Raw genomic sequence first — 11,605 nt, 5'->3', positions numbered from 1 at the left:
CGGCGGCTTCCGCGCTACTTGGCGGGCTTCAGCTGGGTGAGCGTCTCGAAGCCGCCCATCTCCAGCCAGTTGCGCCACAGGGCGGGTGCCGTCTTGGGAGCACCGTCGGCGTCCGACGGCCAGTTCGTCCAGGTACCGGTGGTGGACTGCGACCAGAGGCCGTTGTACCAGAGCGGGATGATGGGCATCTCGGTGAGCTGGATGTCCTGGATCTTCGACACGGCGGCCTTCATGCCCGCTGCGTCGTCGGTCTTCACCCCGCCGAGCTCCTGCACCAGCTTCCAGGCCTCTTCGTTCTCGTACCGGCCGAAGTTGACCGTGTTCTGCTGCTTCTGGACGGGCATCTGGAACATGTAGTCGTAGTACGTCCAGGGCGTGTTCGACAGCTGGCGCTCGTTGTTGATGACGAGATCGAACTCACCCTTGCCGCGCTGCTCGTTCAGGGCGTTCTGGTCGGGGAACTCGGTGCTGAGCTTGATGCCCGCTTCCTTGGCCCCGGCGGCGATGACCTTGGCGGCCTCCATCCAGTCCGTCCAGCCGGAGGGCACGGCCAGCTTCAGGCTGAGGGCGGAGCCGTCCTTGTTCTCGACGAAGCCGTCGTCGTCCTTGTCCTTGTAACCGGCGTCCGCGAGCTCCTTCTTCGCCGCGGCGGTGTCGTGCGTGAAGCCCTTCTCCGCGATGAGGGCCTTGTCCTCGTACTGCTCCCACTGCGGCAGCAGTCCGGTCGGGGAGGCCGGCTTGACGAGGTCGCCGTACACACCCTTCACGATCTTCCCGGTGTCGACGGAGGCGGCCAGCGCCCTGCGGAAGGCAGCGTCGTCCATCGGCTTCTTGGTGGTGTTGGGCACCAGCCAGGCGGTGTTGGCCGAGAGCATGTAGGGAGCCTCGTCGTAGTACGAGACGACCTTCTTGCTCTTGACCAGCGAGGAGGCTCCGGGCAGGAAGTTGTTGCTGAGGTCCAGCTGGCCCTGACCCAGCTGACCGATGACCACTTCGTTGCTCGGGTTGGAGACGTCGACGATGTAGCGGGGGGCGGGCGTCATGCTGAGCGCCTTGGTGCCCCACCAGTCGTCGCGCCGCTCCCAGACGACCCGGTCCTGGGACTTGCTCTTGAGCTTGTACGCCCCGGTGCCGACCGGCTTGTCGTTGACGCCGTTGAGGACGTCCTCGTCGGAGCGGGTGCTCCAGATGTGCTCGGGGACGACCGGCTGGCCGTAGAGGGTGTAGTCCCACTCCTGGTAGCGGGCCTCCTTGAAGGTGAAGCGGACCGTGCTGTCGTCCACCGCCTTCGCGTCGGACAGCCAGCTCCACAGCGAGTGGAAGGAGGCGGCCTCGATCTTGCCCAGGCCGTAGGAGTACGCCACGTCCTTCGCGGTCAGCGGCTTGCCGTCGGCCCAGGTGATGCCGGAGCGCAGCTTCACCTCGTACGTCTTGTCGTCGGTCCAGCTGCCCGACTCCGCGAGCCAGGGCGTCAGCTTGCCCTCGTTGGGGTCGAAGTGGAACAGCGTCTCGTAGACCAGGCCCTTGGTGCCGGTCGCGTGGTCCCAGTTGCGCAGCGGGTTGTAGTTGGCCGGAGGCCCCCACTGGGTGCCGGTGGTGTAGAGCGTCTCGTTGCGGGGCAGCGAGCCGCCCTTGCCGACCGGGCCGCTGGAGCCGCCCGTCCCGGAGCCGCCTCCCGTGCACGCGGTCGCGGCGAGTGTGAACACGGCGAGTGCGGTGGTGACCCGCAGCCGGGTACGCGTACCCATAGCCCCTCCTTTTCCCCCGCCGTCCCTGCCGAGCGGAGTTACTGAACCGGGTAAGTGCCGTGAAGGTATGGGGGCCCAGAAGCGGTGTCAATAGAGCGGGAGCGCTCCCATCCGAGTTTTTTCAGGGGTGTTGGGAGAGGTCTGGACCGCGCCGGGGAAGACAGTGGTCAGGGCCTTGCGGCCGGACGGTCTAGGATGCGCCTTGAACACGAACCGGTTAAGCGAGGTCGCATGTCCAAGCACCGCCCCACGATCGCCGACATCGCGCGCCGCGCCGGGGTGTCGAAGGTGGCGGTGTCGTACGCCCTCAACGACCGCCCCGGGGTCTCCCCCGCGACCCGCGCCTCCATCAAGGCCATCGCGCAGGAGATCGGCTGGCGCCCCAACAGCGCGGCCCGGGCCCTCACCCGTGCGCGGGCCGACACCGTGGGGCTCGCGCTGTCGCGGCCCGCCAGGATGCTCGGGGTCGAGCCGTTCTTCATGGAGCTGATCAGCGGCATCGAGACCGAGCTGTCGGCGCGCGGCTGCGCCCTGCTCCTCCAGGTCGTCACCGACCCCGCGCAGGAGCTGGAGATGTACCGCCGCTGGTGGGGCGAGGGCCGGGTGGACGGGGTCTTCGTCGCCGATGTGCGCTCCCCCGATCCGCGCATCGAGGGCATCGCCGAGCTGGGCATGCCCGCCGTCGTGATCGGCGACCCGTCCGCGGCGGGACCGCTCACGCCCGTCTGGTCGGACGAGCGGGCGGTGCTGCGGGACACCCTGACCTATCTGGCCGCGCTCGGCCATCGCTCGATCGCCCGGGTCGCCGGACTGCCCGAGCTGACGCACACCCAGCTGCGCGACCGCGCCCAGCGCGAGCTCAGCGCCGAACTCGGCCTCGACGAGCCGGTGGTGGTGCACACCGACTACTCCGGCGAGGAGGGCGCGCACGCCACACGGCGGCTGATCAGCTCGGCCGCGCGCCCCACCGCCGTCCTCTACGACAACGACATCATGGCCGTCGCCGGCCTCTCCGTCGCCCAGGAGATGGGACTCGACGTGCCGGGCGACCTCTCGCTCGTCGCCTGGGACGACTCCCAGCTCTCCCGCGTCGTACGCCCCCCGCTCACCGCCCTGAGCAGGGACATCCCCGCGTACGGCACCCACGCGGCCCGTACCCTCCTGGCGATGGTGGCCGACGGCACCGCCCCCGGCTTCGAGGACGCGGCGGCCCGGCTGGTGCCCCGGGGGTCCACCGCGCCCCCGCGCTGAGGTCCGGGGCCGCGGGCCCGGGGCGGCGGATCTCGGGGTCGTTCTCCTACCTCAGGACTACGCCGCCGCCCTGCGGGTGCGACTCAAGAGGGCCCCAGGAACGGGCACGGGGACTGACGACCCGGCGCGATACGGCGGTGACGATGGTGGGGTCCCCGCGAACCAGTCCCGCGAAGCAGTCGTCCGAACCAGGAGTACCCCCGTGACCACCACCACCGTTCACCGCACCACCGCGGTCGCCGCCCGCGCCACGGAGCTGTCGAAGGTCTACGGCCAGGGGGAGACCCAGGTGGTCGCCCTGGACCGGGTGACCGTGGACTTCCCGCAGGGCGAGTTCACCGCCATCATGGGCCCCTCGGGCTCCGGCAAGTCCACGCTGATGCACTGCGTGGCCGGTCTCGACAGCTTCAGCAGCGGCTCCGTGCGCATCGGTGAGACGGAGCTCGGGACCCTGAAGGACAAGCAGCTCACCCAGCTGCGCCGGGACAAGATCGGCTTCATCTTCCAGGCCTTCAACCTGCTCCCCACGCTGACCGCGCTGGAGAACATCACCCTGCCGATGGACATCGCGGGCCGTAAGCCCGATGCAGCCTGGCTGGAGAAGGTCATCGACATGGTGGGCCTCTCGGAGCGGCTGAAGCACCGGCCCACCGAGCTCTCCGGCGGCCAGCAGCAGCGCGTGGCGGTCGCCCGCGCCCTGGCCTCCCAGCCCGAGATCATCTTCGGTGACGAGCCGACCGGCAACCTCGACTCCCGCTCCGGCGCCGAGGTCCTCGGCTTCCTGCGCAACTCGGTGCGCGAGCTCGGCCAGACCGTGGTGATGGTGACCCACGACCCGGTGGCCGCGTCCTACGCGGACCGGGTGATCTTCCTGGCGGACGGGGCCGTCGTCGACGAGATGACGCAGCCCACCGCGGACAAGGTGCTGGACCGGATGAAGGCGTTCGACGCGAAGGGCCGCACCAGCTGACCCGGCGAGCCCGCCGCCCCTCCCCCTTCCGGAACCCATCCCCAGGACACACAGACATGTTCCGTACCGCCGTGCGCAATGTGCTTGCGCACAAGGCCAGGCTGCTGATGACCGTGCTCGCCGTGATGCTCGGCGTCGCCTTCGTCTCGGGCACCCTGGTCTTCACCGACACCCTCGGCAACGCCTTCCGCAACCAGTCCGCCAAGAGCTACGACAACGTCGCCGTCGCCGTCACGACCTGGGCGGAGCGCGGCGACGAGGAGACCGCCGCCGTCGACGAGGAGACACTCGGGAAGATCCGGGACATCGACGGCGTGGCGGAGGCCACCGGACGGGTCTCCGGCTTCGCGGGCGTCGCCGACCCGGACGGCAAGCTCATCGGCAACGGCTGGTCCAACACCGGCTCCAACTTCGCCCCCGGCACCGGCGGCAAGGACGCGCAGTACACCTTCACCGAGGGCACCGGGCCGGTGAAGGACGGTGAGATCGCGCTCGACAAGGAGACCGCGAGCAAGGGCGAGTACCGCGTGGGAGCCCCGGTGCGGGTCGCCACGAACGGCCCGGTGAAGGAGTACACCCTCTCCGGCGTCTTCACCACCGAGGACGGCGCCGTGAACGCCGGCGGCAGCCTCGTCCTCTTCGACACCGACGTCGCCCAGCGGCTCTACCTTCGGCCCGGCGAGTTCAAGGACGTCAACGTCGTCGCCGAGCCCGGCGCGTCCGACACCGCGCTGCTGGCCGCGGTGAAGCCCCTCCTCCCCAAGGACGCCGAGGCCAAGACGGGCGCGGCCCTCGCGGACGAGGAGGCCGAGATGACCGAGTCCGGCCTCAAGAGCCTCAACTCGATGCTGCTCGCCTTCGCGGCCATCGCGCTCTTCGTCGGTGTGTTCCTGATCGCCAACACGTTCACCATGCTCATCGCCCAGCGCACCAAGGAACTCGCCCTGATGCGCGCCGTCGGCGCCTCCCGCCGGCAGGTCAAGCGGGCCATCCTGCTGGAGGCCGGTGTCGTCGGCGTGGTCGCGTCGGTGGCCGGCTTCGCGCTCGGCGTCGGCCTCGCCGTCGGACTGCGCTCCGCGATGGGCGTGATCGGCGGGAAGATCCCGGCCGGACCGCTGGTCGTCTCCCCCGCCTCGGTCGTCTCGGCGTTCGCCGTCGGTGTGCTGATCACCGTGTTCGCCGCCTGGCTGCCCGCCCGCCGTGCCGCCAAGATCCCGCCGGTGGCGGCGATGAGCAGCGTGCACGCCGTGGCCACCACCAAGTCCCTCGTCGTACGGAACTCGATCGGCGGGGTCCTCACCCTCCTCGGGTCCGCCGCGATCATCGGCGGTGCCGCCCAGGGCGACGAGAACGGCCGCTGGCTCATCGGCGGAGGGGCCTTTCTGGCCCTGATCGGCGTCATCGTGCTCATCCCGCTGCTCTCGCGGCCGGTGATCGCCCTGTTCCGCCCGCTGCTGCGCAAGGTGTTCGGGGTCTCCGGCAAGCTGGCGGCGCAGAACGCGGTCCGCAATCCGCGGCGCACCGGAGCCACCGCCTCCGCCCTGGCGATCGGTCTCACCCTGGTCACCGGTATCTCGGTGCTCGGAGTCACGCTGGGCCAGACCATCGACAAGATGACGACGGACAACATCCGGGCCGACTACATGATCTCGATGGCCAGCGGGGAGCCGCTCGACGAGACGGCTCTCACCGCCCTGCGCACGGCGGACGGCGTCGCCGCGGCCTCCCCCCAGCGGGCCGTCTGGCTGACCGTCGGCAAGGAGGAAGGTATCTCGGCCTCCGGAGTCACCCCGGGTGACGTCGAGAAGGTCTTCGCCCTGAAGACGGTCTCCGGTTCGCTCTCCTCCCTGAAGGACGGCGAGATCGCCGTCGACCGCAAGACCGCGAAGTCGCGCGGCTGGAAGACCGGCGACGGCGTTCCGGTGACGTTCCAGGACGACAAGAAGGAGACGCTGAAGGTCGGCGCGCTCTACGAGGGCAACGAGTTCCTCTCCCCGGTCCTGATCGCCGAGGACGTCGTCGACCCGCACGAGACCCTCGCCGACATCCGCGAGGTCTGGCTGACCATGGACGGCGGCCAGAGCGAGGCCAACGAGCAGGCCGTGGTCGACGCGCTCGGCGACAACCCGGCGATGAGCGTCATGGACCGCCAGGGCATCCGGGACATGTTCGGCGGCTTCATCAACACCGCGCTGAACATCATGTACGGGCTGCTGGCCATGGCCCTGGTCATCGCGGTCCTCGGCGTCGTCAACACGCTCGCCATGTCGGTCTACGAACGCCAGCAGGAAATCGGCATGCTGCGCGCGATCGGTCTGGACCGGCGCAGGGTCAAGCGCATGATCCGGCTGGAGGCCGTCGTCATCTCGCTCTTCGGGGCGGTGGTCGGTGTGGGCCTCGGTACGTTCCTGGGCTGGGCGATCGGCGAGAGCCTGTCGGCCTCGATCCCGGGCTACGCCCTGGTCATCCCCTGGGACCGGCTCGCCGTCTTCCTCGTCCTCGCGGGCCTGGTGGGCGTCCTGGCCTCCCTCTGGCCGGCCCGCAGCGGCGCGAAGCTGAACATGCTGACCGCGATCAAGACGGAGTAGCCCGCCGGCTCCGTACGGGAAGGGCCGGTACCCGCGGGTACCGGCCCTTCCGTGTGTGCGGACCAGCCGTCGTCAGCCGTTCGCCGACGCCGTCCAGTCGCGGGCCCGCAGCGGCATGTCAGCGGCGCCGCCCTCCCGCGGACGCACCACGAGGATCTGGTTGACGCCGATCTTGTTGTGCTCGAAGGAGAGCGCGGAGGCCGCCATGTAGAGCCGCCACACCCTGGCGCGTCCGGGCGAGGTGGCCCGTACGGCCTCCTTCCAGTTGTTCTCCAGGTTGGTCACCCACTGGCGGAGGGTCAGCGCGTAGTGCTCGCGGATCGCCTCGACGTCACGGGCCTCGAAGCCGGCCTCCTCCAGGGTGGCGACGGTGCGGCCGACCGGGGCCAGTTCGCCGTCGGGGAAGACGTAGGAGTCGATGAAGTCGTCGATGCGGTAGGCGGTCTCGTCCTTCTCGGGGCGGCGGGCGATCTGGTGGTTGAGCAGCCGGCCGCCGGGCTTGAGGAGGGCGTAGAGGTCGTCGGCGTACTCACGGAAGCGGACGGTGCCGACGTGCTCGGCCATGCCGATCGAGGAGATGGCGTCGTACGGGCCGTCGCTGACGTCCCGGTAGTCCTGGACCCGGATCTCGATCCGGTCCGTGAGGCCCTCCTCGGCGATGCGCTTACGGGCGAAGGCGGCCTGTTCGGTGGAGAGGGTCACCCCGGTGACGCGGGCGCCGTACTCGCGGGCGGCGTGGATGGCCATGGAGCCCCAGCCGCAGCCGACGTCCAGGAGCCGGTCGCCCTCCTTCAGGGCGAGCTTGCGGCAGACGAGGTCGAGCTTGTCCCGCTGGGCCTCTTCGAGGCTCCCGCCGTCCTGCCAGTAGGCGCACGAGTAGACCATGGACGGGCCGAGGACCATGGCGTAGAAGTCGTTGCCCACGTCGTAGTGGTGGCTGATGGCCGCCTTGTCGCGGCGCTTGGTGTGCAGTGCGCCGGTGCGGCGTCTGACCTCCTCCGCGGGCGGGGCCGGCGGGGGCCAGGGCCCGGCCAGCTGGACGAGGCCGCGGGCGAAGGCCCGGACCTTCGGGTCGCGGACGGGGTGGACGGTGTCCTTGGCGTCGGCGCCGCGCTCCCAGAGCAGCGAGGCCAGGGAGTCCAGGACGGCGTAGAGATCACCGTCCACGTCGATCTCACCGGCCACCCAGGCGCGGGCCAGGCCCAGTTCGCCCGGCTTCCAGAGCAGGCGCCGCAGGGCGCGGCGGTGGCGCAGGACGAGGACGGGGGCACCCGGCGGCCCGGATTCGCTGCCGTCCCACGCCCTGATCCGGACGGGCAGGGGCTCCCCCAGCAACTCTTCGGCAAGAGCGGTCAGCCGCGATGCGGCGTCGGCCATGGTGCACACCTCCGTGGTGGTGTTTCCGAACGTGCCTAAATTCGCATATACGCACCCGAACCGGGCCGCGACACCTCGGGGCCGCAGCGAGGTACACCAGCGTCAACGCAACCCGGCCGCGATGCCATCCCCCGGCCGGGCAACGGAACGGCAAAACACCTGCATTAGCCATCTAGTTGACGGCGGGCAGGCACGCCGAAGGGGCCGCCCGCACCACGGATGGCGGACGGCCCCTTCGATGACGTACGAGCGCTAGGAGGCCTTGGCCTTCTCGCCCTCGGTCTTGCTCTTGTCGCCGTCGGCCTTGGCCGCGACGGGCGCGGGGCTCGGCTTGGCGGCCTCGTAGAACTCCTCGCGCGGAGTCTCCATGGCGCCGAGCGAGACGACCTCGCGCTTCAGGAACATCGCCAGGGTCCAGTCGGCGAAGATCCGGATCTTACGGTTCCAGGTCGGCATGGCCATGCCGTGGTAGCCGCGGTGCATGTACCAGGCAAGACGGCCCTTGACCTTGATCTTCACCTTGCCCATGACGATCATCGCGACGCCCTTGTGCAGGCCGAGTCCGGCGACCGCACCCTTGTTGGCGTGGCTGTACTCCTTCTGCGGGAAGCCCCGCATGCCGGAGATGACGTTGTCACCGAGGACCTTGGCCTGACGCAGCGCGTGCTGGGCGTTCGGCGGGCACCAGGCGTTCGGGTTGCCCGCGCGGCGGCCGACCATGTCCGGGACCTGGGCGTTGTCGCCCGCGGCCCAGATGTAGTCGGTGCCCTGCACCTGGAGCTTCTCGGAGGTGTCCACGTGGCCACGGGGGCCGAGCGGGAGACCGAAGCGGGCCAGGGCCGGGTTCGGCTTCACGCCGGCCGTCCACACGATCGTGCTGGAGTCGACCTCGAGGCCGTTCTTCAGCACCACGTGACCGTCGACGCAGGAGTCCATGGAGGTCGAGAGGTAGACCTCGACACCACGGCTCTCCAGGTGCTCCTTGCCGTACGCGCCCAGCTTCGGGCCGACCTCGGGAAGAATCTTGTCGGCGGCGTCGACCAGGATGAAGCGCATGTCCTCGCGCTTCACGCTGGTGTAGTACTTGGCCGCGTCGCGGGCCATGTCCTCGACCTCACCGATGGTCTCCGCGCCGGCGAAGCCGCCGCCCACGAAGACGAACGTCAGCGCCTTGCGGCGGACGTCCTCGTCGGTCGTCGAGTCGGCCTTGTCCAGCTGCTCGAGGACGTGGTTGCGCAGGCCGATGGACTCCTCGATGCCCTTCATGCCGATGCCCTGTTCGGCGAGGCCGGGGATCGGGAAGGTGCGGGAGACCGCGCCCATCGCGATGACCAGGTAGTCGAAGGGCAGCTCGTAGGCCTCGCCGACGAGCGGCGCGACCGTGGCGACCTTGCGGTCCTGATCGATGGTCGTGACACGGCCGGTGAGAACCTCGGCCTTGGGCAGCACGCGTCGCAGCGGGACGACGACATGCCGAGGCGAGATGCTGCCGGCAGCAGCTTCGGGGAGGAAGGGCTGGTACGTCATGTACGAGCGAGGGTCGACGACCGTGACGGTCGCCTCCCCGTACCGCATCTTCTTCAGAATGCGACGAGCTGCGTACAGGCCTACGTACCCACCGCCTACAACGAGGATCCTGGGACGCTCCGTGGTGCTCATGCCATCGAGTATCCACCCCCCTCGGGGGGCATGCTCGTGAGCCCCTTCACAAGGTATGCGCGACCCTCTGCTACACTTCGCCGCCCACGTGACCCAGGTCATGGCGGGCACGGGGAACCACGAGGTCCTGGCGAACGTTGTTCACCGCTTGTGAGCTGGCCCTTGGGGCGGCAGACGGGATGAACCAGCCGTCCGCGACACGCCCCGGCCACCCCGCCGAAACCTCCCCGCATCACTGCCGCGCCGCCTCGCGGACGACCCGTGCGGCCCCCCGGGTGCAGAACTTCCCCCAGAGGGACCGAATTCCTTGTGAAGAAGTTCACGAACTTCGTGGCGGCGCCGCGCGAAAGGCTCCTCCGGACGGGTCCGAAGGAGCCTTGTCGAGCTCAAAGGTGCAGGCGGGAATGCGTATGAGCAGCTTCTCACCGCGCCTGCGGGGGCGCTGTGATCACGCGGCGGACCAGGCGATCCCGTCCAGGATGTCGTGTTCGCTGACGACGACCTCGGCGGCCCCGCTGCGCTCCATCACCGCGAGCAGCACGAGCGCGCCCGAGGCGATCACATCGACCCGGCCGGGGTGCATCGCGGGGATCGCCGCGCGCTCCTCGTGCGTCGAGGCGAGCAGCCGCCCGGTGATCTCCCGGACCTGCTCCAGGGAGACCCTGGAGTGGTGGATCGCCGCGGAGTCGTACTCCTCCAGCCCGAGGGCGATCGCCGCGATCGTCGTGACCGTCCCCGCCAGGCCGACGAGCGTCGCCGCGGAGGCGAGCGGCACGGTCCCGGCGGCGAGATCCAGGGCGGCGTCGATGTCCGCGCGGATCGCCGCGATCCGGTCGGGCGTGGGCGGGTCCACCACGGCGCCGTCCTGGACGAGATGACGCTCGGTCATGCGTACGCAGCCGATGTCCACCGACCGGGCGGCCAGCACCCGGTCGTCGCCCACGACGAACTCCGTGGAGCCGCCGCCGATGTCCACGACGAGATACGGCTTCTCCAGGTGGTCGCTGCCCGCCAGCTCCTTGGTGGCACCGTCGAAGGACAGCTGCGCCTCCTGGTCACCGGTGACGACCTCGGGCTCGACGCCCAGGATGTCCAGCACGCCCTGGACGAACACGGCGCTGTTCTCCGCGTCCCGGGAGGCGGAGGTGGCGACGAAGCGGATGCGCTCGGCGCCGAGCTCCTTGATCACGGCCGCGTAGTCGCGGCACGCGTCGAAGGTGCGCTCCAGCGCCTCCGGGGCCAGCCTGCCGGTCCGGTCGACCCCCTGGCCGAGACGGACGATCCGCATCCGGCGGTCCAGCTCGGTGAAGTGCCCGGTGGCGGGGTCCGCGTCCGCGACGAGCAGGCGGATGGAGTTGGTACCGCAGTCGATGGCGGCAACGCGGGTCATGGGGCTCCTGTGGTTGTACGGGGACCGCGCGGGGTCAGGACGCGTCGGCGTCGCCGCACGGCGTGACGCAGGGGCCCTTGGCCCACCACTCCGGCAGCATCGCGATCGCCTCGTCGCCCAGCGGGTTCACTCCGGGGCCGGCCGCCAGCGAGTGGCCGACCAGGACGTGCAGGCACTTCACCCGGTCCGGCATGCCGCCGGCGCTCGGGAAGCCCTCCAGGACCTCGATGGCGTCGCGGCGCGCGATGTAGTCCTCGTGCGCGGCCCGGTAGGCGGCGGCCAGCTCCGGGTCGGTGGCCAGGCGCTCGGTCATCTCCTTCATGACCCCGTTGGCCTCCAGCGTGCCGATCGCGGACGCGGCGCGCGGGCACGTCAGGTAGTACGTCGTCGGGAACGGCGTGCCGTCCTCCAGACGGGGCTGCGTCTCGACCACGTCCGGGTTGCCGCAGGGGCAGCGGTGCGCGATGGCGCGCAGACCGCGCGGCGGGCGGCCGAGCTGGAGCTCGAACGCGGCGATGTCCGCGGCGGTGGGCGTGGTGGATTCGGTCTGCGGAGGGGGCGTGTCCATGCCTGCCTTGAATGTCATCGGTCGGACTGTATGAATCGGTGCGGGGAGGGGGCA

At 70.1% G+C, this 11,605-nt stretch carries 8 protein-coding genes; 3 read left to right on the top strand and 5 right to left on the bottom strand.

Annotated features, from left to right (window positions below; genetic code table 11):
* Nucleotides 1-14: 14 nt before the first annotated feature.
* Nucleotides 15-1,748 (bottom strand): ABC transporter substrate-binding protein, encoded by a 1,734-nt coding sequence (locus tag ACWCQM_RS31555; protein WP_450918489.1) that lies wholly within the window; start codon nt 1,746-1,748, stop codon nt 15-17.
* Between the two features lie 231 nt (nt 1,749-1,979).
* On the opposite strand from ACWCQM_RS31555, the gene ACWCQM_RS31550 reads away from it, so the two are divergent.
* From ACWCQM_RS31550 to ACWCQM_RS31540, 3 genes are all read left to right on the top strand, one after another.
* Entirely contained in the window at nt 1,980-2,999 is a 1,020-nt protein-coding gene (locus tag ACWCQM_RS31550; protein WP_450918488.1) for a LacI family DNA-binding transcriptional regulator, read from the top strand.
* Between the two features lie 202 nt (nt 3,000-3,201).
* Nucleotides 3,202-3,969, top strand: a complete 768-nt coding sequence (locus ACWCQM_RS31545; protein ID WP_267075275.1) for an ABC transporter ATP-binding protein — start codon at nt 3,202-3,204, stop codon at nt 3,967-3,969.
* 56 nt (nt 3,970-4,025) lie between these two features.
* Nucleotides 4,026-6,557: an ABC transporter permease gene (locus ACWCQM_RS31540; RefSeq protein ID WP_450918487.1), complete on the top strand. Its 2,532-nt coding sequence runs from the start codon at nt 4,026-4,028 to the stop codon at nt 6,555-6,557.
* 72 nt (nt 6,558-6,629) lie between these two features.
* On the opposite strand, the gene ACWCQM_RS31535 is transcribed toward ACWCQM_RS31540, so the two are convergent.
* From ACWCQM_RS31535 to ACWCQM_RS31520, 4 genes are all read right to left on the bottom strand, one after another.
* Nucleotides 6,630-7,934, bottom strand: a complete 1,305-nt coding sequence (locus tag ACWCQM_RS31535; protein WP_450918486.1) for a class I SAM-dependent methyltransferase — start codon at nt 7,932-7,934, stop codon at nt 6,630-6,632.
* 252 nt (nt 7,935-8,186) lie between these two features.
* The gene (locus ACWCQM_RS31530) at nt 8,187-9,593 is read right to left on the bottom strand and encodes an NAD(P)/FAD-dependent oxidoreductase (protein ID WP_073753110.1); all 1,407 of its coding nucleotides are present in this window, start codon (nt 9,591-9,593) and stop codon (nt 8,187-8,189) included.
* A gap of 448 nt (nt 9,594-10,041) precedes the next feature.
* Nucleotides 10,042-10,983, bottom strand: coding sequence for a Ppx/GppA phosphatase family protein (locus ACWCQM_RS31525; protein ID WP_450918485.1), 942 nt, complete (start codon nt 10,981-10,983; stop codon nt 10,042-10,044).
* A 34-nt stretch (nt 10,984-11,017) separates the two neighbouring features.
* Nucleotides 11,018-11,551 (bottom strand): DUF501 domain-containing protein, encoded by a 534-nt coding sequence (locus ACWCQM_RS31520; protein ID WP_450918553.1) that lies wholly within the window; start codon nt 11,549-11,551, stop codon nt 11,018-11,020.
* Between the last annotated feature and the right edge of the window lie 54 nt (nt 11,552-11,605).

Source organism: Streptomyces sp. NPDC002125, assembly GCF_053593715.1.
Note: the sequence above shows the minus strand (reverse complement) of the source record. Positions and strands in the feature narration are given on the sequence as shown.

Bases quoted from the DNA above. Each gene is read 5' to 3' on its own strand.
- ACWCQM_RS31520 (WP_450918553.1), bottom strand. From the start codon at position 11,551: ATGGACACGCCCCCTCCGCAGACCGAATCCACCACGCCCACCGCCGCG.
- ACWCQM_RS31540 (WP_450918487.1), top strand. From the start codon at position 4,026: ATGTTCCGTACCGCCGTGCGCAATGTGCTTGCGCACAAGGCCAGGCTG.
- ACWCQM_RS31530 (WP_073753110.1), bottom strand. From the start codon at position 9,593: ATGAGCACCACGGAGCGTCCCAGGATCCTCGTTGTAGGCGGTGGGTAC.
- ACWCQM_RS31535 (WP_450918486.1), bottom strand. From the start codon at position 7,934: ATGGCCGACGCCGCATCGCGGCTGACCGCTCTTGCCGAAGAGTTGCTG.
- ACWCQM_RS31550 (WP_450918488.1), top strand. From the start codon at position 1,980: ATGTCCAAGCACCGCCCCACGATCGCCGACATCGCGCGCCGCGCCGGG.
- ACWCQM_RS31525 (WP_450918485.1), bottom strand. From the start codon at position 10,983: ATGACCCGCGTTGCCGCCATCGACTGCGGTACCAACTCCATCCGCCTG.
- ACWCQM_RS31555 (WP_450918489.1), bottom strand. From the start codon at position 1,748: ATGGGTACGCGTACCCGGCTGCGGGTCACCACCGCACTCGCCGTGTTC.